Annotated in this window: 23 protein-coding genes; 17 read left to right on the top strand and 6 right to left on the bottom strand. The window is 53.6% G+C overall.

Features of this window, described 5'->3' with window-relative positions; all coding sequences use genetic code 11:
- The first annotated feature begins 4 nt into the window (after positions 1-4).
- Positions 5-3,259 carry an S-layer homology domain-containing protein gene (locus RAC89_RS03795; protein WP_306611873.1) on the top strand — a complete coding sequence of 1,085 codons (3,255 nt, stop codon included), beginning with the start codon at positions 5-7 and terminating at the stop codon, positions 3,257-3,259.
- Positions 3,260-3,359: 100 nt separating this feature from the next.
- On the opposite strand, the gene RAC89_RS03790 is transcribed toward RAC89_RS03795, so the two are convergent.
- Positions 3,360-4,028: a glycoside hydrolase family 73 protein gene (locus RAC89_RS03790; RefSeq protein WP_306611872.1), complete on the bottom strand. Its 669-nt coding sequence runs from the start codon at positions 4,026-4,028 to the stop codon at positions 3,360-3,362.
- 62 nt (positions 4,029-4,090) lie between these two features.
- Entirely contained in the window at positions 4,091-4,516 is a 426-nt protein-coding gene (locus RAC89_RS03785; RefSeq protein ID WP_306611870.1) for a hypothetical protein, read from the bottom strand.
- A gap of 98 nt (positions 4,517-4,614) precedes the next feature.
- On the opposite strand from RAC89_RS03785, the gene RAC89_RS03780 reads away from it, so the two are divergent.
- Positions 4,615-6,570, top strand: a complete 1,956-nt coding sequence (locus tag RAC89_RS03780; protein ID WP_306611868.1) for a dihydroorotate dehydrogenase — start codon at positions 4,615-4,617, stop codon at positions 6,568-6,570.
- 10 nt (positions 6,571-6,580) lie between these two features.
- Here RAC89_RS03780 and RAC89_RS03775 read toward each other — a convergent pair whose 3' ends face one another.
- On the bottom strand, positions 6,581-7,102 hold the full coding sequence (locus RAC89_RS03775) for an HAD family hydrolase (RefSeq protein WP_306611866.1): 522 nt from the start codon (positions 7,100-7,102) through the stop codon (positions 6,581-6,583).
- A 179-nt stretch (positions 7,103-7,281) separates the two neighbouring features.
- Here RAC89_RS03775 and RAC89_RS03770 point away from each other — a divergent pair, with 179 nt between their 5' ends.
- Positions 7,282-7,710, top strand: coding sequence for a GNAT family N-acetyltransferase (locus tag RAC89_RS03770; RefSeq protein WP_306611864.1), 429 nt, complete (start codon positions 7,282-7,284; stop codon positions 7,708-7,710).
- 94 nt (positions 7,711-7,804) lie between these two features.
- On the opposite strand, the gene nagA is transcribed toward RAC89_RS03770, so the two are convergent.
- The gene (gene nagA, locus RAC89_RS03765; RefSeq protein WP_306611862.1) at positions 7,805-8,971 is read right to left on the bottom strand and encodes an N-acetylglucosamine-6-phosphate deacetylase; all 1,167 of its coding nucleotides are present in this window, start codon (positions 8,969-8,971) and stop codon (positions 7,805-7,807) included.
- Positions 8,943-9,698 (bottom strand): glucosamine-6-phosphate deaminase, encoded by a 756-nt coding sequence (gene nagB, locus RAC89_RS03760; protein WP_306611860.1) that lies wholly within the window; start codon positions 9,696-9,698, stop codon positions 8,943-8,945. Before nagB ends, nagA begins: the two co-directional genes overlap by 29 nt.
- A gap of 163 nt (positions 9,699-9,861) precedes the next feature.
- Here nagB and RAC89_RS03755 point away from each other — a divergent pair, with 163 nt between their 5' ends.
- From RAC89_RS03755 to RAC89_RS03715, 9 genes are all read left to right on the top strand, one after another.
- Positions 9,862-10,668, top strand: coding sequence for a DeoR/GlpR family DNA-binding transcription regulator (locus tag RAC89_RS03755; RefSeq protein ID WP_306611858.1), 807 nt, complete (start codon positions 9,862-9,864; stop codon positions 10,666-10,668).
- Between the two features lie 16 nt (positions 10,669-10,684).
- Complete coding sequence (locus RAC89_RS03750) at positions 10,685-11,644, top strand: ROK family protein (RefSeq protein ID WP_306611856.1); 960 nt, start codon at positions 10,685-10,687, stop codon at positions 11,642-11,644.
- Positions 11,645-11,846: 202 nt separating this feature from the next.
- Positions 11,847-13,640 (top strand): PAS domain S-box protein, encoded by a 1,794-nt coding sequence (locus RAC89_RS03745; RefSeq protein WP_306611855.1) that lies wholly within the window; start codon positions 11,847-11,849, stop codon positions 13,638-13,640.
- The gene (locus RAC89_RS03740; protein ID WP_306611853.1) at positions 13,640-14,767 is read left to right on the top strand and encodes an ATP-binding protein; all 1,128 of its coding nucleotides are present in this window, start codon (positions 13,640-13,642) and stop codon (positions 14,765-14,767) included. Before RAC89_RS03745 ends, RAC89_RS03740 begins: the two co-directional genes overlap by 1 nt.
- 82 nt (positions 14,768-14,849) lie before the next feature.
- Positions 14,850-15,539 carry a metal-dependent hydrolase gene (locus tag RAC89_RS03735; RefSeq protein ID WP_306611852.1) on the top strand — a complete coding sequence of 230 codons (690 nt, stop codon included), beginning with the start codon at positions 14,850-14,852 and terminating at the stop codon, positions 15,537-15,539.
- A gap of 119 nt (positions 15,540-15,658) precedes the next feature.
- Positions 15,659-16,222 carry an NAD(P)/FAD-dependent oxidoreductase gene (locus RAC89_RS03730; RefSeq protein WP_306611850.1) on the top strand — a complete coding sequence of 188 codons (564 nt, stop codon included), beginning with the start codon at positions 15,659-15,661 and terminating at the stop codon, positions 16,220-16,222.
- Between the two features lie 146 nt (positions 16,223-16,368).
- Positions 16,369-16,824, top strand: coding sequence for a GNAT family N-acetyltransferase (locus tag RAC89_RS03725; protein WP_284640573.1), 456 nt, complete (start codon positions 16,369-16,371; stop codon positions 16,822-16,824).
- Positions 16,825-16,861: 37 nt separating this feature from the next.
- Positions 16,862-18,619 carry an ABC transporter ATP-binding protein gene (locus tag RAC89_RS03720; protein ID WP_306611848.1) on the top strand — a complete coding sequence of 586 codons (1,758 nt, stop codon included), beginning with the start codon at positions 16,862-16,864 and terminating at the stop codon, positions 18,617-18,619.
- Positions 18,616-20,388 carry an ABC transporter ATP-binding protein gene (locus tag RAC89_RS03715; protein ID WP_306611847.1) on the top strand — a complete coding sequence of 591 codons (1,773 nt, stop codon included), beginning with the start codon at positions 18,616-18,618 and terminating at the stop codon, positions 20,386-20,388. The genes RAC89_RS03720 and RAC89_RS03715 overlap by 4 nt, the downstream gene beginning before the upstream one ends.
- A 135-nt stretch (positions 20,389-20,523) precedes the next feature.
- On the opposite strand, the gene RAC89_RS03710 is transcribed toward RAC89_RS03715, so the two are convergent.
- Positions 20,524-22,068 (bottom strand): LTA synthase family protein, encoded by a 1,545-nt coding sequence (locus RAC89_RS03710; protein ID WP_306611846.1) that lies wholly within the window; start codon positions 22,066-22,068, stop codon positions 20,524-20,526.
- 160 nt (positions 22,069-22,228) lie between these two features.
- Here RAC89_RS03710 and ndk point away from each other — a divergent pair, with 160 nt between their 5' ends.
- From ndk to RAC89_RS03685, 5 genes are all read left to right on the top strand, one after another.
- Positions 22,229-22,693 carry a nucleoside-diphosphate kinase gene (gene ndk / locus RAC89_RS03705; RefSeq protein ID WP_306611845.1) on the top strand — a complete coding sequence of 155 codons (465 nt, stop codon included), beginning with the start codon at positions 22,229-22,231 and terminating at the stop codon, positions 22,691-22,693.
- 399 nt (positions 22,694-23,092) lie between these two features.
- Positions 23,093-23,902: an IS110 family RNA-guided transposase gene (locus RAC89_RS03700; protein WP_306611843.1), complete on the top strand. Its 810-nt coding sequence runs from the start codon at positions 23,093-23,095 to the stop codon at positions 23,900-23,902.
- A gap of 24 nt (positions 23,903-23,926) precedes the next feature.
- Complete coding sequence (locus tag RAC89_RS03695) at positions 23,927-24,022, top strand: hypothetical protein (RefSeq protein ID WP_306616034.1); 96 nt, start codon at positions 23,927-23,929, stop codon at positions 24,020-24,022.
- Between the two features lie 1,322 nt (positions 24,023-25,344).
- Positions 25,345-25,680 (top strand): hypothetical protein, encoded by a 336-nt coding sequence (locus RAC89_RS03690; RefSeq protein WP_306611842.1) that lies wholly within the window; start codon positions 25,345-25,347, stop codon positions 25,678-25,680.
- 142 nt (positions 25,681-25,822) lie between these two features.
- Positions 25,823-26,938 carry an aminopeptidase gene (locus RAC89_RS03685; protein ID WP_306611840.1) on the top strand — a complete coding sequence of 372 codons (1,116 nt, stop codon included), beginning with the start codon at positions 25,823-25,825 and terminating at the stop codon, positions 26,936-26,938.
- Positions 26,939-26,984 lie beyond the last annotated feature (46 nt).

Here is a 26,984-nt window from a genome sequence, read left to right as displayed (position 1 = left end):
CTATATGAAAAAAAGCGCAGCTTTGATTTTGTCCCTGGCCATGGCCTTCTCGATGTATTCTTCCGCTGCATTCGCAGCGGCTTCAGGAACAAAATCGGCTACGACCACAGGTGTGAAGTCCATTGCGGATTTTACCGATTTGCAGCAGCTGGATGCGGCCGCGAAGGCCAAGTTCGAGGCAATGATCGCTGCGGGCGTGTATAACGGATTGACAGACGATACCTTCGGCTTGAAGGAAAAAATGAACCGCGCGCAATTCGCTAAGGTTGCGGCATTGATTTTCGGTTTGGACGTGGATATGAGCTTGAAGAGCTCCAGCTTTAAGGATGTTACGGCCCAGGACCCGGCGAACGGCTATGCACTTCCCTATATCGAAGCGATCGTAAAGGCAGGCATTACAGACGGCGTAGCGCCCGGCATGTATGACCCGGCGGGGGAAGTGACGAAGGAGCAGCTGGCGGCGTTCTTGATCCGCGGCCTTGGGCTGGAGTCGCAGGTAAAGGCACCGGCTGAGAAGGCAGACAAGACCATCAGTGACTGGGCTCGCGGTTATGTAGCTTTGGCAATTGAGAAAAAGCTGCTTTCTAACGGAGAAGACGGAATTTTCGGCGGTACAAGCTTTGCTCTTCGTGAACAGCTCGTGCTAGCTTCCTATGAAGCGAAGCAGCAGTTCAAGCCTGTATTTACAGGCAATTATGCCATTGCGTCCTTAAAGGCGACGGATGTCAATGTGTTGACTGTAGAGCTGAACGGGGCCGTTGAGGATCCGAAAGAGGTGAAGCTGGATATCACGAAGAACGGAGCCGCATTGACCGGCGGTTTCACCACAAAATGGAGCGAAGACAAGAGGACGGCGGTGCTGGCCTTCGATTCCAAGCTGGATGCCGCGGAATGGACGGTAACGCTTGGCGGACTCTCCAAATTGGACGAAGAGAAGAAGACAGCGAAGCTGAAGACGGATAAAGAAAAAATCAGCAAGCTGGAATTCGTGACGGCTGGAGACATGATGCCGAACAGCCCGGGCAAGAAGCTTCGCGTTGAATTTAAAGCGACCAACCAGTACGGAACCCAATTCTCTTCACCAGCAAGCGATTTTACCATCTACACCAGCAGCGGGACGGCAGCTCCGATCGGCGGTGAGCAAGCCTTCTACGTGACGCCGGGTGAGGGTTTGAACCGAGGGGCCACCGTATCGATTTCCATTCTTCACAGCGCTTCCGGCAGTCAGGCCAATAAAGTATTTACTGTCGGGGAGCAGCAGCTCATCTCGAAGCTGGAGCTCGGCGAGATGGTAAACGGCTCCGGCCAGAAGGTAACTACGCTTGATGCCAAAGGCTTTGCTTACCTTGACGTGAAGGCTTACGATCAATATGGCTTCCGGGTGGAAGACAGGAATGACTTGAACAGCGGAATTACGGTGACAACGACGGATATCGACCTGGAAAAGGGCAATCCCGGAGAGGTTGGCGGCTTCGTAGAGAATGCGGTTGGCGATTCCGGTGCGGATCTCAAAATTCGCTCGGTCGGCGACAAGTCCAAGGATGTGAAAATTTCTTTGGTCGCTCACGGTTCGGGGCAATCGGTTGAAAAGAGCATTGCGATAGTTGCTGCGGGTGTGCCGGCAAGCGTACAATTCGGCGCGTATAACCAAACGCTGGCGAAAGGCGATGTCGTAACGGGCGATGATGCCGTCGATGCAAAAATGTATGTACCTATCATCGTAAAGGATGCACAGGGGAATGTCCTTACAGCACAGCAAATTTATGATAACCGCGATAAATTTATGGTGATGGCCAGCGGCGGTGTGACCTTAGCGGATCAGCCGATCTCGGGCAGCGGCAAGTATAAAGGGATGATTGCTTTGAAGAACGCTACTGCAGTCTCCCCGGTTACATTAACGGTGCAATTGAAGGATTACCCGCAGGGCATGGTGCAAGCGAACCTTGCAGTGAAGGAAGAACGGAAAGCTAACGCGATTCGGTTTGCTCAGACTCCCAAAAATTATATGACGGCAGGGGCCGAGAATGAACTGAAGGTAAAGCTGTACGATCAATATGGCGAAGAGCTGAAATACGATACGAATAAGCAGTATTTGGTACGGTTCGCTTTAACGGCAAATACCGGTGATGCCGCTACATTGGCAGCCACAAGCCTATCCAGCAAGCAGCGTGTTGAACCGAATCCGGCGTCGGGCAGAAAGTATGTGCTGCAGCCTACAACTTTAGGATCCACAGTAATCCATGACTTTATGCTGGCGCAAAATAGCTCCGACCTCTCGGTGGATTCCGTATTCGACAAAGCGTTTGTCTTCACTGCTGGTCCAAATGCTAAGTCGGCAAGCTACACAATGAAAGCGACTCTGTATAAAGAAAGCACCGCAGGCGTGACCGTAAATGGGAAAACTTATGCCGAAGTAAACAGTCTCTCAACAACGATGGAAGTGATTGATGCGGCGGATACAAGCCAGAAGCTGGCCTATGAGGTATACATGGATTCCCCGAATCAAACGCTGCTTGCTGCCCATGATTATTTTGCAGCAGGTTTGGGGGCGACAGGCGCTGTGAATGTATTCGATCATTACAAAGGCTTTGCGAAGCAAGTGAAGGTTCGTGCGAAGAAATCGAGCGGGGAAGAAGTTCAGGTACCTTCGAATATCGTATCGGTGTCGTCTACAGATACTCAAGTGGCGGATACAGCCGGTCTTTCCGCCGATGCCGACGGTTTGCGTTATGTAGCTGGCGGCAAGGCAGGAGCAGCCAAGCTGACCGTAGTATACCGTGTAGGCGGCGGCAATATGCAAACGGCGACGCTTGATGTGACGGCAAAGAATGAGGGTCCGGCAGTAAGCGGCATGACTTTGCAAAGCACGGCGAAAACAGTAAGTGCCTCCGACTTGACGAACGGCGGCAGCGGCTTGTATATGTGGGATGCGAAGCTGGCGGAAAAAATCGTGGTGAAGGATCAATTCGGCGACGAATTTACTGCGGTTAATGCTCCAGGCTCCTTGGATGAGGAAGGTCACCTGAACGAACAGGGCTTGGTCAAGGCTCCGGCTCAAGCGGGCTACAACACCAATGAGCTTCTGAAGCTGAGCTTCTTCGTATCCGATATTACGGGAGCGAATCCGGCAGCCATCACGGTGGACGCGAAGACGGGTCTTGTGAAATATACCGGCGCGGCGGGAGATGTCACGAGCTTCAAGCTGAATGTTCTGGCACCGAGCGGTGTGAAAGCTTCCTTTGATGTAACGGTCAAGTAAGCTGAGCTTGGAAGGGGCTATCCCATGTGGGACAGCCCCTTTTTTAATAATATAAGAAAATGCCCTTCACCGCGGGCAGCGGGCAAAGGGCAAACGGATGTTAAGCGTTGACCCCGTTCTGCCGGGCCAGCACTACCGTGCTCAGCCAGGCTACCTCCGTTACGGTCAAATCCTTGCGGTAGGCGCGCTCCGCCCAACGGTAATCGGTAAGCAAGCCTTTTTTATACAACCCGTCAAGCGCATCTCCAAGCTGCTTCCACTGCCAATCATGCTCAAGTCTCATCGGAATCCAACCCCCTTCTTCAGCAGCCTGCACGTCAAGCTCATAAAGACGATACCTTTCGATGATGCTGATTAGCTTCGCAGCGTATTGCGGGTCGGTTGCATATCCCGCGGCTTGGAGAGCCCGGGCCGCACCTTGATAGTCCAATTCCCGGCTCCGCTCGAAGAAGCCCGCCCGGGCATAGATTTGATTTTGCTGAAGAAACAAGCTGTGATCCTTTACGCTGTCCGTCCAGCTGTTGTACACGCGAAAGCCGTCCACGATCTCTACCCAGCGTCCGTTCAAATACTCGGATGTGCTGTGCCTCAGCGCCTCTTCATCAATCCCCGTTGCTTTGATGCCGAACAAGTTATTTCCTTTAGCGTATTTTCCGTATCCGGTCTCTAGGGCGGCTTGCGCAATCGTGATGGACGCCAGCACTCCGGTTTCCACTTGGTCTCTGATGACGTCGGGTGTCAAGGCATCGATAAATTCCTGCGGTGTCAAGCAAGTCACCTCCTCGCAAAGCTATGGCTTTACCATAGTATGCTGGCAGCTGCCCAGAGGTGTTAGTGAGTGTATCGTGTCCGATGAGCATAGATCCAGTTTTTTTTCATATCCCTCACAAGACCTTCATGACCTCGCAGTACACGATCGACATAAAGATCGAAGGTTGCGAACTCCTGCGGAGCCGGCTCCGTCCAGCGGATTCCCTTTGCCGTTTCGTATTGCAGCAGCAATCCGTGTTTTCCTGCAAGGTGGTGCGTAATATGCATCAGGAGGAAGTCCTCCCAAGTTGTGGCATCCATCTCCCGTGTGAAACGCCATTCTGCGGGCTGTTCTTCAGCCGAAATGCCGTGAATGGACATAAGGTATTCCGGCTGAAGGAGATAACCTTCCGCGGTACGTCGAACGGTCAAATCCCAGGCCTCGCTAAAGAGCTGAAGCTCGTCCGCCAGCTCGTAATCCCCTTTAGGCAAAATGATAGTAATCATACATGATTCCTCCCCAACAGATCAAAGTAGATGTGACTTATCATACCACAGCCGGAAGAAAAGCTATATCCTTCCAGCAAGCGAATGAGGTATGATAAATGACAAAAGCAACCCAACGGAAAGGTGGGATTCAGGTGCCGGACTGGTCGTATCAAACCTTATTTCGGCCGCTGCTGTTTCGTTTGCCCGCAAGGGTGGCGCGCGGTTTCACATTAGGAGCTATGGGGGCGCTGAGCCGCTTGCCGGGGGGAACCTTCGTCATTCGAACGCTCGGCCACATGGAGCTGTCTCCTCTGCTGGAGAGCCGCCGCCTCGGATTGCCGCTGCGTTACCCGATCGGACTCAGCGGCGGAGTGGATCCGCAAGGGATTGCCCAGAAGGCGCTGTCGCCGTTTGGCTTCGGATATTTTGAGGTGGGTCCGATCACTGTAGATGGCTTGGAAAGAAAGGGGACCGTACGGCTGGAGAGGGAGTCGGAGGCTATCCTTTATCAGGACCGATATGGGAATGACGGCCTCGAGCGGATCAGCGAGCGCCTTCGGCAAAAGCAAGGCCACACGGTTCCCCTGATGCTTCGCTTGCGCCACGGCCCGGATCGTACACCGGCTGAGGCTCTCGGCGAATATGTTAGGATGATGGAGATAACAGCGCCTTTTGCCTCCGGTTTTTTCCTGGACTCCATAGATGAGCGTTGGACGATAGCCGAAACGGGGGCAATGCTCGAAGAAGTGGCCGACAGAGCCTTACTCCATAGGAAGCCTATGCTTCTCTATGTTCCGCTTGGCATGCCATTGGAGAAGCTGGAGCCGATAGTTTCCGGTGGAAAGCATGGCTGCTGGACAGGATATGTCATTGGGGACACCTTGTACGGACCGGAGGGAGACGTCGCAGGCAAGGACGGAAAGGTTCCTGGACTGATAAAGGTGGAAGCTCTTAGGCAATGGGTCGGCAGCGAGCCGATCATCATTACGGGCGCCGGCATTCACGAGCCTCAGGATGCATTGGAGGCGTTATCCCACGGGGCGGATTACGTTCAGCTGCATAGCGGCTTGATCTATTCAGGTCCCGGTTTGCCTAAACGGATCAATGAAGCTATTTTGTATCAACGCGTGATGGAGTCCGAGGAAGAGGCTGCCGCCAAGCCGCTATCCTTCTGGCATAGCTGGGGCTGGATGTGCTTGCTGGGGATAGGAATGGTGATCGGCGGGATCCTGGCCTGGTGGATTGCGGCAACGAGTATATTGCTCCCTTACGATGAAGCCTTCTTAGGCATGACGAGGCAGGAGATCGGGCAGGTGAGCGAGAGGCTGCTGCACTTTATGTCGCATGACCGGATTACACTTGCCGGAACGATGATTTCCATCGGTATTTTATATTTTTTTCTTGGCAGGTTCGGTTTGCGCGAGCAGCAGCATTGGGCCAAGACGGCACTGATGGCCTCCGGGACGGTAGGCTTCTCCAGCTTTTTCTTATTTCTTGGCTACGGTTATTTGGACCCGCTTCATGCGCTTGCCGCTGCCGTACTGCTCCCGATGTTTATCCTGGCGATGCGAGGGCCCGCGGAGCGTCCGCCCCGCGAGAAGCCGAATCTGCATAACGATGCGTTATGGCGCCGCGCCCAGTGGGGACAGCTGATGCTGGTGGCGCTAGGCTTCGCATTGTCGATAGGGGGGATGACCATCTCCTTGATCGGGATCACGAACGTTTTCGTGCCGGAAGACCTGATGTATTTACAATTGACGCCGGGCATGCTGGATGCCGTCAATCCGCGCTTAATTCCATTGATCGCTCACGACCGGGCAGGCTTTGGCGGAGCGCTTCTGTCCGACGGGATTGCTCTGGCGGCGGCAGCGCTGTGGGGGATAAGCCAAGGCCGGCGCTGGCTGTGGTGGATGCTTTTGCTTGGCGGTATACCGGGCTTTGCGGCGGGCTTCGGCGTCCATGGGGCGATCGGCTATATGGATGTTTGGCACTTGCTGCCGCCGGCGATCGCGGTTTTGCTTTATGCAGCAGGGCTGATACTGCTGTATCCGTATATGGCAAAGAAAGGATGACGGCGGCGTATTAGCTTCCTTTGGAGGCAAGAAGCCGAACCGCGGAAGGCAGCTCCTTCATGGACCTGACGATCACATCAGCAAGATGGCGGCCGTCTGTAGCGACGAGGGAGCCCGGCGGACAATACCAAATCGTTCGGATTCCGGCAGCCCGGGCACCTGCGATATCCTTCTGAAGATCGTTGCCTATCATGATGCATTCGGCAGGGCTGAGGCCTATTTTGGCGAGTAGTGATGAGAAGAACAGAGGCTCAGGCTTGGCCGCACCCAGCTCGCTGGATGTATAAGCGTAACGGAATAGATGTCGTACATGGACGCGCTCCAAAGCTTGACACATGAGCTCGGCGTTGGAATCTCTGGCGTTGGAGGCAATACAGAGAGTGTAGTCCTTATGGAGCTGGAGCAGCGCAGGGTGGATGTAGGGTACAAGACGGACCTCCTCCCACGTTACCATAGGTTCATGCTTGGCGGGATCGTCGGCCATTACGGTGTCCCCCCAATCGAATAGAAGTGCTTTGATGGTGTGGGGCATAGGACTGCCTCCTTATGGGTTGCATTAATATACGTAATTATGAATTAATATACATAGTGTAGGTTGAGAAAGCAAGACTCATATTGAGCAGGGTAAGGCCGATTTGCTTTGTGCCATGCCGGATGGTAGGGTGAAAGAAGAGTGTACATAAGAAAGATAGACTATGAAGGAGAGTTTCTATGTTGCTTGATATCAAATCAAGAATGCAGGAAGAAAGCGTCCTGGAGCTAATGGAGTATGCCGTACTGGCCGACTCGGGAGAGCTGGAGCAGGTAACTGCGGAGTATCGGGAGGATGATAGCTTGGGCCTCTTCGGCTACGTGGAAGAAGAGGAAATCATCGGTGTCATCGGCTTCCGTAAAACGGGGGACGAGCTGCAAATCAAGCATATGGCGGTGCAGCCCGAGTACCGCGGCATGGGGTACGGCAGGGGACTGCTGCTGGAGCTTATGCTGCTGACAAAGCCGGAGAAAGTGGTTTGCGAAACTTATGCGGATGCGGTTGATTTTTACCGGAACCTGGGCTTTGAAGTAATAGCCATAGATGAAGGTCCGGGCGGGGAGCGGTTTGTATGCACCTATGAGGTGCATGCGGAAGAGGAGGAGTGAGCAGGCAAGGCGATAAGCGGTGAGCAGTGATAAGCGGCAGCAGAAGACCAAGAAGCCGCAGCAGCCTCGAAAGGCCGCTGCGGCTTCTTGCGTGTTACCCGTGTGCGCGGCCGCGGATCCACACGCGCTGAAGCTCCAGCTCGCGGCTGAGCAGCAACGCGTCCGCCTGCTTGCCGGCGGCGAGCTCGCCCGTTACGCCGCTTAGGCCGAGCACGCGCGCGGGATTGCCGCTCGCCATGCGGCTCGCCGCCGGCACGGACACGCCCGCCTCGCGCACCGCGAAGCGAAACGCGGCGTCCATCGTCAGCGTGCTGCCGGCGAGACTGTCGCCCTGCTTCAGGCGGGCGACTCCGCTGCGGACGACCACGTCGAGGCCGCCGAGCGAATAATCGCCGTCCCCGAGTCCGGCGGCGGAGATGGCATCGGTGATCAGCACAAGGCCGCGATCACCCTTAGCTTGAGCCAGCAGCCGCACGCCCGCGGCGTGCACGTGATGCCCGTCGGCGATAACCTCCGCCGTGATGCGCTCGTCGGTGAGCACCGCACCGACGGTACCGGGCTCGCGATGATGCAGTCCCCGCATCGCGTTGAACGTATGGACAGCGTGGCTCAGCCCGCTGTCCGCCGCCGCTTGCACCTGCGCATACAGCGCGTCGGTGTGGCCGCAAGCGGCGACAATGCCGTGCTGCACGAGCGCACGGATATAATCCAGCGCCCCGTCCGTCTCGGGCGCCAGCGTCTGCATCCGCACCAGGCCGGGGTAGCGGGAGGTCCAATCGTCCAGCCAGGCGGTCTGCGGCGGGACGATGAAGGCCGGGTTCTGAGCGCCGGGCCATTTCACGCTGATGAACGGGCCTTCCAAATGCACGCCGGCAAGCTGTGCATAAGGCATGTCACCGCTGCGGTAGTCGGCTACGCGCTCAAGGACGCCGTCGATGGCTTCCTTCGAAGCCGTGACCGTCGTGGCGAGCATGGTTGTCGTACCGTGGGAAGCATGGAAGCGGGTGATGGCATCCAAACCCTCACGGCCGGCATCCATAAAGTCGTGGCCGTAGCCGCCATGGACATGAATGTCGATGAAGCCGGGGAGCACCCAGCCGCCGCCGGCATCCACCGTCTCCCCGGCACCTTCAGGCAGCGGATCGGAAGAGCTTCCGATCTCCCGGATCAGCCCGTTCTCCAGCAGCAGCCAGCCGCCGGAAATCACGCCTTCCGGTGTGACGATATCACCATTATGAATGAGTGTGCGTACCTGCGACATCGCGCATCAGCCTCCCCGCTTCGGAATCGAGCAGCACTACGAGATTCGCATGCGTTTGCAGCAGGGAAGCCGGGCAATCCGTAGTGATCGGACCGCACAGGGAGCGGTGCACAATCTCCGCTTTATCGGCTCCTTTGGCGATAAGCAGAATCGTCTTCGCCTGAAGAATACCGCCGACGCCCATCGTCAGCGCGTGCGTCGGAACCTCCGCTTCGTTTGAGAAAAAGCGCGCATTGGCCTTCCGCGTATTCTCGGCCAGCTCGACAACATGAGTCTTGCCGACCAGCTCGCTGCCGGGCTCGTTAAAGCCTATATGCCCGTTATGGCCGACACCTAACAGCTGCAAATCAATGCGTCCGGCGTCCTCCAGCAGGGCATCGTATCGGTCGCATTCCTGCTCCGGATCCGGAGCGGAGCCGGAAGGAATATGGATGCGGTCCGGAGAAACATCGATATGACGAAACAAATGATGCTCCATATAGTATCGGTAGCTTTGCGGATGTTCCGCCGCGAGACCGACATATTCGTCAAGATTAAAGGTCGTCACGCCGCGAAAGCTGAGCTGACCCTGGGCGTAACGACGCACCAGCTCCTCATAAATCCCTACCGGGGTTCCGCCTGTCGCCAGACCGAGAACGGCGCGCGGGTGGCTGCGAACGAGATCGGCTACAATCGAAGCGCCGGTATCGTTCAGCTCCTCTGCAGTGCGGCAAATGTGAATTTGCATAGACTCCTGCCTCCTTGATGATAGTTTTCTTAAAAACAAACTGTATTTATGATTGAAAAAATCATAATTATGATTTAAAATTTCATTATCTTGATTATATGATCGCAAAAATTGGATGTCAATGTACATTTCCAACGGTTCGATGAAAAGGGGCTGAAACAAGATGAGCGATACTCCCGTATCCAAGGGCGATCAGCGCCGTCAACAAATTATGACGTATTTGAAGCTTCATGGAAGAATAACCATACAAGATATGATTCAACAATTCGGCTGCTCCGAAGCAACGGCAAGGCGCGATTTGGATTTGCTGGAGAAGAAGAGCGGACTTGTAAGAACCATCGGAGGTGCGCTTCTCGAGAGCTTCCCGGTCGTGAAGGAGACCTCCTTCAGGGAACGCTCCGGTCGTCTGTGGGCGGAGAAGGAAGCGATTGCCGCCAAGGCCATGGAGCTGATCGAGGAAGGCGACATCATTGCGCTTTCCGGAGGTACGACGAACTACTTAATCGCACGAAACCTGAAGGAACGGAAGGCGCTCACGGTAGTGACCAATGCCGTCAATATCGCTATGGAGCTTGCCGAAAGCGAGCATATTCAGGTAGTCGTTACGGGCGGGGTCATGCGCAATAAAAGCTTTGAGCTGTGCGGGCCCTTAACGGAGAAGCTGATTGAACACCTGAACATCGGCAAGCTGTTCCTCGGGGTCGACGGATTGTCCGAGCAGGGCATCAGCACGTTCTCCGAGCTTGAGGCCGCTACCGCCCGAACACTAATCCGTAAAAGCCGGCAGACGATCATCGTTTTCGACCATACGAAGGTCGGCAAGCCGTCCTTGTTTCATATTTGTCCGTTGAGCGACCTCGACGGATGTGTTACCGACCGGCCGCTGCAGGCGGATTATGAAGAGCATTTAACGAAATACGGCGTACAGATTCATGTAGCACAAGGACAGTTACAAACATCCAACGATTGAAAGGAGCTTGGAACGAATGAATTATGTCATCGGCTTTGATATTGGCGGAACGAATATAGTAGGCGGAATTTTGAACGAAAAGCTGGAGCTGCTGCAGCAAAAAAAGATATCGACGGAAGCGGACAAAGGTCTTGAGCATGTGATGAACTCGTTAACCCGGGTGGTGGATCATTTACTGCAGTCCGTCGGTGCGGGCAGGAAGGAGCTGCTTGCCGTCGGAATCGGCACGCCGGGCTTGGTCGACCCGGTAAAGGGCGTCGTAATCTTTGCAGGAAACCTCGGTTGGCATAACGTCCCGCTGGCGGAAAAGCTTCAGGCGCTGCTTCAAGTCCCGGTCACCATTGATAACGACGTTAGAATGTACGGCTATGGAGAGAAGCTGAAGGGAGCCGGACAAGGAGCGGAATGTATGCTGGCGGCTACCCTCGGTACGGGAATTGCGGCGACGGTCATCGATAAGGACGCTATCTTTTACGGCAGCGGCTTCATGGCGGGTGAGATGGGCCACATTCCGATGCCGGGCGAATCGACAACCTGTGTTTGCGGGTTAACCGGCTGTCTCGAAACGGTGGCTTCGGCTACCGGAATCGAGCGGCAAGTTAAGGAGGCGTTGGATGCGGGTGAGACGAGTCTCTTAAGCGAGCTTCGGCAGGAGCACGGACGTATCACGGCCGCCATGGTATCCCAAGCCTACGATCAAGGAGACGCGCTGGCCGTTCGTGTTCTTACTCATACCGCACATGTGCTGGCCCGAGGCCTTTCCTGCGTGATCCCTATGATCAGTCCCGATGTGATTGTACTGGGAGGAGGCGTTTCCTTAGCCGGTGACCGATTGTTTGCGCCGATGAGAGAGGAGCTTTCCAGACTGGTGTATCGCGGCTACTTGGAGCGTTTGACGATTGTGCCCGGGCAGCTGATTGATACGGGCGGGGTCATCGGCAGCGCGGCCTTGGCTTACCATAAACGAAGCGTTTAGCCATCCGGTTCTCTCGGATGAGCCATACTTGGGAGTACGTTCAATGAAGCGTATTCCTTAGGTAGGGCTCCGTCTGCAGAGAACCGGATTTTTTTTTATAAAATCCCGCTAGAATTGACATTGGAGAAGCAGGAAAATCCTTCTTCCTTGAAGAAAGGATTACACGTCTGAAACCATGGGATCGGAGTTGCTATGGAAGCCGATGAAACGGGATATCGGGTTGGAGTTGAACACAGAGCTATACCAGAATGCTTTTGACCATGCGGCAATCGGTATGGCGCTTGTTGCATTGGATGGCCGATGGATTAAAGTAAATCGTGCATGGTGCGATATGGTAGGGTATAGCGAGCAAGAGCTCCTTTCCATACAGGACGTAAGCATTACGCATGAGGAGGACCAAAAGCTCGGAGAAGATTTTGTCGGAAGGACGCGCAGAGGAGAGCTGTCCCAGTTCCGGTTGGATAAACGGTATATCCATAAATCCGGGGGCATCCTCTGGGTGCAGCTGAACGCTTCGGCGGTGCAAAATCAAACCGGTGAGGTGCAGTGCATTTTCGCCCAGCTGCAGGACATTACAAGTCTCAAACGAATGGAGCAGCAATACCGCTCTCTCATCGCTTATAATCCCGCGGGCATCTGCTCCCTTGACCGGGCGGGAATCATCACCGGGGTGAATCCTTCGATGGAAGCGGTCACCGGCTTTTCTGAGAAGGAGCTGGTGGGGAGGTCCTTCCGGAGCCTGCTCATGAATCCCGATTCCTGCCCGAATTTGCCTACAGCAGATAAGGAAGAAGAACTGCATCCCAGTAATATGGAAATGGCGGTTCGGGATAAGCTCGGCCGTCGCGTAGAGCTGGGAATAAAAAAAGTGCCTATTCAGATTGACGGCCGGTCGGAAGGCTTATATCTCATTGCCCGGGATATTACCCCGGACAAGGCAGCCGAAAAAGCGCTGCTCCACATCCAGCAGGACTTTCAAGAGGTCGTCCGCCAGCAGCAGGGAATGACCTTTAAGTTTACCAAGAAGGACGGCAAGTTCATTCATACCTTATGCGACGGGGAGCTGATGCATCGGCTGGGGCTGCGCTCAGAGGACGTTGTAGGCAAGGACCTGAGCAGAATTCTCCCTGCCGAGCAGGTCGACATTAAGGAGCAGTATTACCGCCGTGCCTGGGAAGGCGAAGAAAAGGTGCAATATGAAGGGACGCTGAACGGCATCACTTATATTGCCTCCTTGCGGCCGATTATGAGGGACGGACGCGTCGTTGAGGTCATCGCCTCCTGTGTGGATATTACGGATCGTAAACGCGCGGAAGAGCTTCTCCGCAAATCGGATCGATTGGCCGTCGCCGGACAGCTGGCGGCGGGACTTGCACACGAAATCCGCAATCCCCTCACCTCCTTGAAGGGCTTTCTGAAGCTGATTCAATCGAAGGAAAGAAACCAATCGCAATTTTTCGAGCTGATGAGGGGCGAGCTGGACCGGATACATTTTATCGTAAGTGAGTTTCTCGTCATTGCGAAGCCGGAGGCCATCAAGCTGGAGTGCAAGAAGCTATCGGACATTCTGGACGATGCGGTTGCAGCGATAAAGCCGGAGGCCCTTGTCAACCAGGTGGACATTCAATGGACCGCCCATCCGGCACTGCCTATAATGGAGTGCTCGGAGATCCAGATCAAGCAAATGCTGCTCCATTTATTTCAAAATGCCATCGAAGCGATGCCGGGCGGAGGCGTCCTCAGAATTGAAGCCGGATATCAGTCCGGCCATGCGGTCATCTGTATTCGGGATAACGGGAAAGGGATGTCGGAGGAACGATTAAAAACGCTGGGTGAGCCGTTCTATACAACCAAAGAGAAGGGTACCGGTCTTGGACTTATGGTATGCTTCAAAATTATAGAAGCCCATAAAGGGAGCATTAGCTTCCGCAGCAAGCCGAATGCAGGCACTGAAGTGGAGGTGATGCTTCCTTGCACAGAACAGAGGGATGTTTAATGGAAACTAGAGTATATATAAGAGACGCGCTGGAGCAGGGGAAACGAAATATTATCGGCCGCTGGCTTGATGCGGTTGATGCTGAGTTTCCGGGGGTGTACGATAGAAAGCAGCTTGAAAAAAACGGGGGCCCCTACTTTGAGCTGCTGGCGGACGCACACATTCCTTTAAAGGAGCACCCTGATGTCTCGTTCCTAAGAAGCTTGTGCGAATATCATTCGGGTATTGGGACACCTCTGGTGCACATGCTGCACAGCTCCCATATTTGGCGCAAATGTGCCATGGACGAGATTCTCTGTCACGATGCCGTTACGATGGAGCGGAGCGGACGAATTCTTATGGAGCTCAATAATCGGATCGATGAAATCCAGCGGCACATCTGCGATATTTATTGGGACTTTGCCCAGCAGGGATTAGCCGACCGCGATCAGCAAATCCAGGAGCTGCACCACGACCGTCTGAATCTGGTGGGCAAAATGGCGGCAAGCCTGGCTCATGAGCTGCGAAATCCGCTTACTTCCATCGGCGGCTTCCTGAAGCTGATACGCGCCAAGCTGCCAAGCGAGACGGACAAGCAGGTAAACAAATATTTAGATGTCATCGAGCATGAATTTGCCAGCTTTCAGATGCTGATTACGGGCTTCCTAAGCTTCTCCCAGAAGCGCGCTTCCGAGGAGCCGTTCATTACCGTGTCTGCCGCGGAGCTGCTTCGCCCTGTGCAGGCGCTGATCGAACCGCGGCTCATCAATGAGAATATTGAGCTTAAGGTGCTGGAGCAGGACCGTATTCTTCTGAATGTGCAGAAAATGGCGCTGCAGCAAGTCATTTCGAATATATTGAACAACAGCATTGATGCTCTGCTCGAGTCCGTCAAGCCCACTAGGGGAATTGTCATTCGCTTTTGGGAAGATGAGATCACATCCTATATCGGGATTAGCAACAATGGACCGCGAATTCCGGATCACATCCGGGACCGGCTGTTCGCCCCTTTTGTAACCGGCAAGGAAACGGGGACCGGTCTCGGTCTCACCATATGCCAGAAAATTATGGCTCAGAACAACGGAGAAATTTCGTATGCCTCTACAGAGGAGGAGACGTCCTTTGTGCTTGCGCTTCGCAAACAATAAACGCAAGGTGCGGCCTCAGGTTGACTTTCCGCTGGTACAATTTGTATAATCATACCGATTCTGCCACAGGGAGTGAGAAGCGTTGAACATTTTGTTTCATGGACATTCCTGTTTTCAGATCAGTGATGGCGAGCATTCGTTACTGATTGATCCGTTCATTTCGGGCAATTCTCTGGCCGTCACGAAGCCGGAGGAGATCAAGACGGAGTACATCCTGCTGACGCACGGCCACCCGGATCACATTCTGGACACGGTGCCGATCGCCAAAGCGAATGATGCCACTGTCATTGCGACCTTCGAGCTTTCCACCTACATGGGATGGCAAGGGCTAAAGACCCGGGCCGTCAACATCGGTGGGCGGCTGTCGCTCGGCTTTGCAGAGCTTCAGATGGTACAAGCCTTTCACAGCTCCGGCATTATTGATGAAAGGGAGCAAAAGATCATTTATGCGGGGATGCCGGGAGGCTTTCTCATACATTGGAACGGGAAAACGATCCTGCACACCGGAGATACCAGTCTGTTCTCGGACATGAAGCTGATTGGCGAACGCAATGCTATCGATGTGGCGTTTATCCCGATCGGTGACGTCTTTACCATGGGACCGGAGGATGCCGCTGTCGCGGCGGAGTGGCTTCAGGCCAAATGCGTAGTACCGATGCATTATGATACGTTTCCGCCGATTGCACAGCAGCCGGACCGTTTCGTTCAGCTTTTGAGCGAACGGGGAATCGAGGGCAAGGTGCTCCAGCCGGGACAATCGTTGCAGCTGTAAATGCAGGAGGGCCGTCTTCAAAAACGAAGAGGCTCTCTTTTTTAAAATTGACTTTTTATACTAATATGTTTATTATATATATAAAGTAATCATTACATATTTAGGAGTGTGACGCTTCCATGTATGATGTTGCGATTATAGGTGCCGGTCCGACCGGAGCCAGTGCAGCGCTGTTTACTGCCAAGGCAGGCAAGAAAACGCTTGTTATCGACAATGATAAGAGCATCACCAAGAGGGCTTGGGTTGAGAATCATTATGGCGTCATGGAGATCACAGGACCTGATCTTGTGGAGATCGGGAAGAAGCAGGCAGTCAAATTCGGAGCGGATTTGATTGCCGCTACCGTGAATCATATTTCGAAAACCGATGCGGGCTTTACCGTAGAAACGGATCAAGGCGCGTATGAGGCGGCCCATGTGATCGTGGCAACCGGCTTGTCCGTGGATTTGGCGGACAAAGCGGGAATCAAGACCAAAGAGGGCACGGAGCCCCGAATCAAAACCGTGTTCGATGTGGATGCTCAGGGCAAAACGAACATTCCAGGCATCTGGGCGGCCGGTACGGTTGCGGGCGTGAGCATGCATACCATCATCACCGCAGGCGACGGCGCCAAGGTAGCGATCAACGTCATCAGTGAGCTGAACGGCGAACGGTATGTCGATCATGACGTGCTGAAGTCTTAAATCTATTTAGCAGCATTCTCGATCCGCAGGGCGATAGCCCGGCGGATCGTTTGCATTTCATCGTTATAACGATTCTCGGTCTTGACGGAAAGAAGCCGTACGTGCCATCATATAGGTTACGTTAAAGAGAAGGGAAGAAACGCAGCATGAAGAAATCTACATTAAAGATCATTCCTGTTCAAACGATAGAGCAGCTGGAGGAATGCTTCTCGATCCGGTTTAAGGTATTCGTCGAAGAGCAGCAGGTGCCAAGGGATTTGGAAATCGATGAATATGATGCTTCCCCGGAGGCTTGCCGGCATTTTGTACTTCGAGACGGTGAGATTCCTGTGGCTACCGGCCGATGGAAGCCGTTCGAAGGGAATGCTGCTAAGCTGCAGCGCATTGCCGTTCTACCGGATTATCGCGGTCAGGGGGTAGGAAGACTGGTGCTCCGGGCGTTGGAAGAAGATGCCGCCGCCAGTGGCTGTACTTCCGCCGTATTGGACGGACAGATTCAAGCGGAGGCCTTTTACCGGAAGCTAGGGTATGAAACGATATCCCCGGAGCCTTTCCTCGATGCGGGGATTTGGCATGTACGTATGAAGAAAACAATAGGCTAATAGGAGCCTTCATCAGTTAGGGGGAGAAGCCAAAGCCATGAAGAGGTTTTCCAAAATACCGGTCGGCGAGTACAGCCGGTTATTGAAGCAGTACTTGCAGTCCCAAAGGAAGAGCATCATTTGGCTGTCGGTGCTCCTGCTAAGCGGCATCCTGCTGCAGCTGGTGCACCCCCAAATCATTCGGTACTTTATCGATACGGCCCAGTCTCAAGGCAGCATGGAACCGCTTTGGTATGCAGCCCTGCTGTTTCTTGGGGCTACGCTTGTGCAGCAGCTGGTGTCGGTTGCCGCCGCATATGTAGGGGAGAACGTGGGCTGGGTGGCCACGAACCAGCTTCGGGGCGACGTCGCTGCGCATTGCCTGAAGCTGGATATGTCGTTCCATAAATCGCATACCTCGGGGGCGATCATTGAACGCGTGGACGGCGACATTAATAACCTGGCGAATTTCTTCTCCAATTTTGTTATCTCGCTGCTGAGCAATCTGGTGCTCGTCTTCGGCATGCTTGTGCTGCTTTTCCGCGAGGGCTGGCAGATCGGAACGGGGATGCTGGCCTTCGTCGTGTTTGCCCTTCTGTCGATCAACTACATCCGTAAGTTTGCCGTGCCTCACTGGGGACAGCTGCGGCAGATGAGCGCGAAGTTTTTCGGGTTTCTGGGCGAGCATTTGGAGGGAACGGAGGACACCCGGGCGAACGGGGCTACAGGTTATGTGATCCGCAGGTTTCATGCCCTGCTGCGGGAGTGGCTGCCTCTGAGGGTCAAGGCTTTCATGGGCTGGGCAGCGATGTGGATTACGACCATTGTCGTATTTACGATCGGGAATGCCGTTGCTTTTGCGGTATGCGCTTACTTGTGGAGCAAGGGCTCGATTACACTGGGAACGGTATACATGGTGTTTTATTATACCGAGCTCATGGCGAAGCCGATCGAGAAAATTCGGACACAAATGGAGGATCTGCAAAAAGCCGATGCCAGCATTACTCGTGTAAGGGAGCTCCTGCAGACGCAGTCCGCCGTTCAGGACGGGATCGGTGCCCCTATTGCGTCGGGAGCCTTGTCGGTTACGTTTGACAAGGTATCGTTCGGATATGAGGACAACCGTGCGATTTTGCATGAGGTGGATTTTCATTTGGAGAAGGGCAAGGTGCTCGGTCTGCTCGGCCGCACGGGCAGCGGGAAAACGACAACGGCACGGCTGCTGCTTCGCTTCTATGATCCGCTGCAGGGAACAATCCTGCTTGAGGGCACGGATGTGAAGAAGGCAAAGCTTCATGAATTGCGCAAACGTGTCGGCATGGTAACGCAAACGATTGAGATCTTCCAAGGGACCATACGCGATAATCTTACGTTCTTTGATGAGAAGGTGGAGGACGCCCGTGTAATTGCTGTCCTGGAGGAGCTTGGCATGGGCGCTTGGTACCGTTCTTTGCCGAACGGCTTGGATACGCAGCTTGAATCCGGAGGGGGCGGTCTGTCGGCCGGGGAAGCCCAACTGCTGAGCTTCGCCAGAGTGTTCCTGGCCGATCCGGGGCTCGTCATCCTGGATGAGGCTTCGTCCCGGCTTGATCCCGCAACGGAGCAGAGGATCGAACGTGCCATAGGGCGACTTCTGCAGGACCGGACCTGCATTATTATCGCTCACCGGCTCGCAACGATTGAGCGGGCGGATCGCATCATGGTGCTGGATAACGGCCGGATTGCGGAATACGGCGACCGGAAGGCGCTTGCAGCGGATCCGTCTTCGGCTTACAGCCGGCTGCTCGAAACGGGGATGGAGGAGTTGCTCGTATGAGTACTTGGTCGTTTCTATGGAATTTGACCCGTTACCGGCTGGGGATGTACACGCTGAATGCGCTGGCATGGACGTTAATCTATTTGGCGCCGATCGTTCCCGGTTTGCTGACAAAACAGTTTTTCGATACCTTATCGGGACAATCTCCTTATGAGCTCGGGGTCTGGGCTCTGATCGGGCTGCTGCTTGCAGCAGCGCTGGGGCGGGTAATGCTGATCATTTTTGGGTTTATTACCGATGTTCAGTTTCGTTTCCGAATCGGCGGCTTGCTGAGGCGTAATCTGCTCGTGCATGTGTTGAAGGAGCCGGGAGCTCGCGCGATTCCTTGCTCTCCGGGGGAGGCAATCAGCAGCTTTCGCGATGATGTGGATCAAGCGGAGGAGACGATCAGCTGGTCGGTGGATGCGTTCGGGATGACCTTCTTTGCGGCGGTATCCTTCTTTATCCTCATACGCATCAACGTTCAGATGACACTATGGGTGTTTCTTCCGCTGGTTGTTGTGGTGACCGTAGCCCAGCTGTCCACAACCCTGCTGCAGAAGTATCGCGCTGCCAGCCGGGAGGCTACAGCACAGGTGACCGGAGCGATCAGCGAGATGTTCTCCGCCGTTCAGTCGATACAGGTTGCCGGGGCGGAGGAACGGGTAATCGGCCGGTTCCGCCGGCTTAACGAGCAGCGCCGTGAGGCGACAGTGAAGGATAAGCTGCTGACCTCGACGCTCGACTCCGTGTTTTCCAATACGGTCAATTTCGGAACGGGCTTCATTCTGCTGCTGGCTGCATCGGAAATGCGCAGCGGGACGTTCTCCGTCGGGGACTTTGCCCTGTTCGTCTATTATTTAACCTTTGTCACTCAATTCATCCAAAATTTTGGTAAGTTCATTACGTATTACAAGCAAAGCAGCGTTGCCAAGGACCGGCTGGTGGAGCTGCTTCAGGGTGCCGATCCGCACCGGCTGACGGAGCATCATTCGCTTCATCTTCGCAGCGCCGGCAAGGAGCAGGAGGAACCGGCGAATGCCGGGGGCATGGAGGCTGCCGGTCCTCTGGAACGGATGGAGGTGCGAGGGCTGACGTACCGGTATCCCGATACGGGCAGGGGCGTCGAAGGAATCAGCCTGAGTCTCCCGCGTGGCTCCTTCACGGTTGTTACCGGACGAATCGGCTCAGGCAAAACGACCTTCGTCCGCACGCTTCTCGGCCTGCTGCCGATGCAGTCGGGCGCCATTTATTGGAACGGGAAGCAGGTGGAGGCGCCGGGCGACTTTTTCATTCCGCCGCACAGCGCCTATACCCCGCAGGTGCCAAGGCTTTATAGCGATACGCTGCGCAATAACATTATGCTGGGACTGTCGGCTGACGAGGCTAGGCTGGAGCGGGCGCTGCACTCCGCTGTTCTGGAGCCGGACCTGGAGCGGCTTCCCTCCGGGCTGGAGACGGTCATCGGTCCGCGCGGGGTGAAGTTGTCCGGCGGCCAAGCGCAGCGAACGGCAGCGGCGCGGATGTTCGTTCGCGAAGCGGAGCTGCTCGTGTTCGACGACCTATCCAGTGCGCTCGATGTGGATACGGAGCGCAAGTTATGGGAACGTCTGGATGAGCAGCGCCAAGGAGCGGCTTGCCTTGTCATTTCCCACCGAAAGGCCGCGCTTGCGCGAGCGGATCAGATTGTGGTGCTGAAGGACGGCCGTGTGAACGGCATTGGCACGCTGCAGGAGCTGCTTAATGAGAACGAGGAGCTGCAGCGGCTTTGGCACCGGGAAGAAGGGTGACGCCCTTCGGATTTGATTTCACGGCTAACCGCATTTCCCGGGGAAGCGCACGGATTGACAAAAATCCCGAGCATTCGTCTTTGAAGGACGGAACGCTCGGGATTTTGTCGTTATAAGCAGCCGGATAGCCGCACCTTATGGCAATGCATTCACCAGAAACGGAGCCGTATCCGATTCTGCGATCACCTGCTCCTTCGAATCGATTACCTTCACCTGTACGGAATGCAGCCCTGCGCGAGCCAGAATGTCCTTCGGCACCTCGGCGCTCAGAGTCCCCTCGTCATGCCACTTCGTTGTAAGCCTCTTGCCGTCCATGAACAGCGTGCTGCCGATGCCGAACCGATGGCCTCTTACCACCATAATCGAACGGCCATACTCCGTGCGGAACGACTCACCCAGCATCACCGAATTTGGCGACACGGAGTCAATGGCCTGCTCATAGCCGTGCCGATACCCCGGCGGATCGATCAAACCGGCGGCTCCGCCGATCTCGGCTTGAAGCCCCGCTTCCTGCCGCATCCGATATTCCTCCACCAAGCTCCGATCGACGCCATAGTCGGCATAGTGGCTCTCCGGCGGCACAATCGGCATCCGCTTGGATAGCTGCTCCAAATAATCGGTAAAGGCGTTTCCTTGCCGGCCCGCTGCCTTCAAAACGTAAGGTCCGAGGAAGGAGGGACTCATATTCAGTGTCTCTGTCGGAAGCGATACCGCGTTACTCCATACGAGCAAAGGAACGCGGTGCATTTTTTCCAGAAAATCAGGATCGTTCTCCCCGCTTATATAGTGCGTGTCACGATAGATGAAATAGTCCTTATCGAAGTACGGCAGATGATCGCCGAACCACACAAGCACCACCGGCTCGCCGGACCGGTTGAAATAATCGACAAGCTCCTGCAGCATGTGATCCGCGCCGGAGCTGCCCTGTGCATACGTCTCCAGCACTCCGCGGGCCTCACGTCCCAGGCTTCCTTTTACATCGATCGTGTTTTTGTCAAATTTGCCTTCAAAGTAATGATAGTGGTTCTCCATCGTGTTAGCAAAAATAAAATCGGGCCCCTCGGTCTGCCGGGTTTGCTCGATAATCCGTTTGGCTACCGCGTGATCTCCGATATACGGGCCGACGAATTCGTCGGGATTGAAGTAGTCATAGCTGATGAACCGCTGGAAGCCGAGATGCCTGTACACCTCGGAGCTCCCCAGATGCCAATGATGGTAAGAACTGATGGCGGCGGTGGAATATCCCTGACCGGCCAAAATATGCGCAAGCGAGCCTGTAGGCTGCTTGATGACGGTTTCATAAGGATTCGAGCCATCCTCGAAGAACCGGTACGATTTGCCTGTCAGCACCTCCAGCTCGACATTTGCCGTTCCGCCGCCGAACATGGGGGAAAGCATCGTTCCGCTTGGGTATAGCTCCGCCAGCCGGCGAAAGGTCGGGATCGGATCCCGGGAAAATTTCACGTTCGGCAGACGGGTCATGTCCCAAAAGGTTTCACTTAGTACGATGATGATCGTCGGCTCCTTAGACAGCGGTCCCGACGGGACTAAGGTCGTATCGAAGCTGGTCGGCGCTGCGGTCGGCGATTTGGCCGCTTTATTCAAAATGGAGGAGGATTCTAAGGTGAGCAGTGCAGCAGCACAGGTGATGATTGTCAGCAAGCGTAAATAAAAGGGCATCCACGGCCACCCGCTTCATAGGAAATGAACTTTCATGAGTGACATTATATCATGTCCGGTCGGAGGTGGGAATTCCTCGGCAGGCCGGTTTGAGGCAGGTTATTCTTGGATAAAATGAGGAGACGGCAACGAACCCTACTACAATAAGGAGTGTTGAACTGTGGAAAGAACCTTCCTGATGATCAAGCCGGACGGAGTGCAAAGAAAGCTGGTCGGCAAGTTGATGCAGCGATTTGAAGAGAAGGGCTTCGAGCTGCTGGGGGGCAAGCTGATGCATGTGACCAGAGAGCAAGCGGAAGCCCATTATGCGGAGCACCGCGAGAAACCGTTTTTCGGCGAGCTGGTGCAGTTTATTACGTCAGGCCCTGTGTTCGCAATGGTATGGCAGGGGACTAATGTTATCCAGCTGTCCCGAGCGATGATGGGGAAGACGAATCCGCTTGACGCCGCTCCGGGTACCATCCGGGGAGATTTTGCCGTAGAGGTGGGCTCCAATGTGATTCACGGCTCGGATTCCAGAGAAAGCGCCGAACGGGAAATTGCGAATTTCTTCCCTGAAGCAGCTTACAATCAGCCTATACCTACAGAACATGGTATCAGTGAAACAGGCCTTCCTCTTCAATAGGAGGCCTTTTTTTATATGGTTATGAGCGCCTGCTGGTGATAGTTTGAAGTAATGTGTGTGGGGTGCAATGCTGTTATACAAGGTGATTTCATAATAATATTGACTTCAATCGAACCAATTGAGCTTTGGCAGCGAAAATCTGCTTGCGAATTCTGCCCACTAAGATGATTTTCATAACGTTACAAGGAGCATTACCGGCCCGATATAAGCGCCAGACACCTGTAACGCGATTTTTTCATCTTACGGTGGCAGATGAACACATTTTTGGTACAGTAAGTTAAAATGAACGAAACCGACTACCATTTTGCATTACGTAGGTTGATTTTGGAAATCAATTGAATTGAGTAATCAATCAAATAATCCAAAACAGAGCTACAAACAAAAGGAGTCGGTTTAGTAATGAGTATAACCATAAAATATGTTGGTCTAGACGTATCCAAAGAAAAAATAGCTGTAGCCATCGCCCCCGAAAATAGAAATGAACCCGTCAGGTTCCATGGTGTCATCTCGCATACGAAGGAGGCTGTTCGTAAACTAGTTAATCAGTTAATGAAAGATGATGACGTAAAGTTAAGTATATGCTATGAGGCTGGCCCTACGGGGTTCGTCTTGTATCGATGGCTTTTGGAGATGTATGTGGAATGCGGCGTCATCGCACCAACAGACTTAGAGGGGAATACTCGAATAAAAACAGATAAGAGAGATGCTGTACGTCTAGCGCGGCTCTGGAGAGCAAATGAATTGACAGAGATCTATGTACCACGTCCCGAGGATGAAGCCTTGCGAGATTTGGTTCGGGCCAGGGAAGATGCCGTACAAGACAGGAATCGGCATAAACAGCGTTTAACCAAGTTTCTGCTTCGCCATCAGATCCACCCGCCCAAGGGCGTTCGAGTGTGGACTCAGCCATATGAAAATTGGTTAGATACTTTACGGTTTTCTCGGTGTTGTGAGGATATGGTATTCCAAGAATACCGAAACAGCATCCAAGAAGCTACGAACCGGATCCGAAGATATGAAGCGGAGATGGAGAAGCAAACGAGTGAAGGATGCCAAGCGACCATGATCCAAGCATTGCAGGGGCTCCATGGCGTTGCCCTAATTACAGCCGTTACTGTAGCTTCGGAACTTGGCCACATTGCAGGAAGATTCGCATCCCCTCAGCGGACTCATGAGTTATGTGGGGCTGGTGCCATCAGAACGTTCTAGCGGGGGAGTCGTTGGCAAGGTGGGATAACGAAAGCTGGAAATGCCCATATACGTAGGGTATTGGTTGAAGCCGCCTGGAGCTATCGGAGCTCACCTGCCATACGGAAAACGTCGAGATAGGCAAAAAGGACTGAGTTCGGAAATTGTCAATATCTCCTGGAAAGCACAAAAGCGATTACACCACAAATACAAGAAGCTCCTTTTCAAAGGAAAGCACAAAGGAACCATCATCGCCGCAGTAGCCCGAGAGCTTATAGGTTTCATATGGGCCATAGCCAAGGAAGTAGATAAGCAAAAAAACAGCATCACAGCATAAAAAATAAGGGTATGATTGAATGAAAAAGGAAGTGATTCCGGCTTAGTGAGTTAGGCAATGCGTTACGTTACATTCTTTGGCTCGAGGGCAAAGTACTAAAGCAAGGCAGAGAGTAATAATCCGCGGAAATCACCTGCGCAAAGTCAATCTTTCAGGTAGTGCGGCTTCATGCGCGTCGTAAGTTTAGCAGGTAAGCTCTCTGGTCGTATACAATTCACTTGTGATAACCCACGAATATCAGGTTGCCAACCGGCGCAAAGAACCATTTTGCCCTCGTGCCAAGGAATGAAACTCATTCGAACCACAAGCTCAAATTAAAGAAAGACAGCAGGGAGCACGCCCCCTGCACCCCGTTACTCGCCGTAGGGCAGGGTCTGGCTTGATCAGCCAGACCGAAGTAAAAAAGTATGGGCAGAGTGAACCGCCTGTCAAAAAAGGCATTTGACAGGCTTACTTTAGAGCACTCCAAATCAAGGGTACGTGCTGAGCACTTGACGGTTTCGTTCATATCAGGTGATTTCATAACGTTACAAGGAGCGTAACCTGGCCGTGTTATGCACCAGACGCATTGTAACGCGATTTTTTCATCTTACAGTGGCAGATCAACACATTTTTGGTACAGTAAGATGATTTCATAACGTTACAGGGAGCATTACCGGGCCATGTTAAGCGCCAGACGCCCTGTAACGCCATCTATCTGCCACAGGTAACCGATTTCGAGTTGTAGAACTAGTTCGAGATCGACAAAAGCCCGTTTTTTTGCGCCTTCGTGTTGCCCATGCCATTTGGTAACCTTAGCTTCGAGAATGTGAGGAGGTACTCCTGCTTTTGTATGCCGAATAACCTTATTCCACAAGGGTTTTTCTAATTATGAAATTGACTTATACTGCAGAAATCAACGATCCTAAGTGCGGTTCATAACGGGATTTGTGATTATAGGCATCTTTTTGAGAAGCACAACTGCTTGAAACGAGTCAAACGTCGCAGAAATGTACCCTCTTAAGGTACCGGCAGGCTGCAACCTCCTCTTCACGCGGAAATGTGTGTCTGCCGCTGTCCATCCGTACAATCCACCTCCCTTCCTCCTTCATATCATGAATTATCTTGAGTCGAGGAGGTGATACATGTGGACTTTACTCGCATTGCCCGTTTTTGCTTCCGTCCTCTTCGTTCTCGCCGCCGTGTTTGCTTAACCTTCTCCGGCCGCGGAGATGTCGCTTACCTTCGCAGGGTGGTGAGAAAGCTTCGCCGACTTGGACTTCTTCGCCTCTTGCTTGTAGCGATTTTGACTGGAGATGTGCTCGGCATTCGCCGCATCCTGGCACTTGTCAGCCGTTTCCCTGTCCGCATTCGCTTCACATCCGGAAGAACCGTACGGATTTTCTTCTGCCGTAACGGCGTCGAATTCGCCGTACTTCGCGTAGGCGTAACCTTCGTACGCAGCTCAAATCGCAGCTGCTAAGGCGATCTCATCGAGAGGGCTTGCTTCCTGATCTTTACAGGGGGCAGGTCCTTTCTTCGCATTTCATTTGAAGTTTTTATGAAAATTGGGTACAGTGAAGAGTAGAATTTGTAATGAAACCTTGAAGGAGGGATCATATCCCATGCGAGATCCAAGACTTAAAACATTTGCCCGCAACCTGATCCGGTATTCGGTTGATCTGCAGCCTGGAGAAACGATTTTGCTTGAAATGATCGGACTTCGCGATTATGAATTGACCAAGTGTTTAATAGAAGAGGTTTACGCCGCAGGCGGCTATCCTATCGTAGAATATCGAGATCCTGCCGTAACCCGCAGTATCATGCTGGGTGGCTCGGAGGAGCTGTACCGTCGTATGGCGGAGCTTGAGCTTCACCGCATGAAGCAAATGGACGCCTACCTTGGCGTGCGTAGCGGCGATAACATTACCGAGACATCGGACGTTCCTTCCGACAAAATGCAGCTGTTCACCAAGCTGTATCAGCGGCCGGTCACGGATCAGCGCGTAAACCATACCAAATGGGTGATCATGCGTTATCCGAGCCCTTCCATGGCTCAGCAGGCCAATACGAGCACCGAGGCGTTCGAGGACTTTTACTTCCAAGTATGCAACCTGGATTACAGTAAAATGTCCGAAGCCATGGAAAGCCTCGTAGAGCTGATGAATCGTACGGACAAGGTTCGTCTGATGGGACCCGGAACCGACCTCAGCTTCTCGATCAAGGATATTCCTGCCATTAAATGCGCAGGCAAGCTGAATATTCCGGACGGCGAGGTGTTTACGGCACCGCTCAAGGAATCGGTCAACGGAGTCATTACATATAACGCCCCGACGATTTATGCAGGGACTTCCTTCGAGAATATTATGCTTCGCTTCGAGAATGGGAAAATCGTAGAAGCTACGGGAAGCGACACGCAGCGGCTGAACGAAATATTGGATACGGACGAGGGAGCGCGGTATATAGGCGAATTCGCGATCGGCGTCAATCCGTATATCAAGAAGCCGATGAAGGATATCTTGTTCGACGAGAAGATTGACGGCAGCATCCATTTCACGCCGGGTAATGCCTATGAAGAGGCGGATAACGGGAACCGTTCCTCCGTCCATTGGGATATGGTGCTGATCCAGCGCCCGGAATACGGCGGCGGAGAAATTTACTTTGACGACCGTCTGATCCGTAAGGACGGACGCTTCGTAGTGCCGGAGCTGGAAAAGCTGAACCCGGAAAACTTAATCTAATCAGCAGGTGAACCCCTTTCGGCATTTGGGCCGGAAGGGGTTGCTT

It is taken from the genome of Paenibacillus sp. GD4 (assembly GCF_030846225.1).
Taxonomy (GTDB): domain Bacteria; phylum Bacillota; class Bacilli; order Paenibacillales; family NBRC-103111; genus Paenibacillus_G; species Paenibacillus_G silviterrae.
This window is presented reverse-complemented; position numbering and strand designations above follow the sequence as displayed.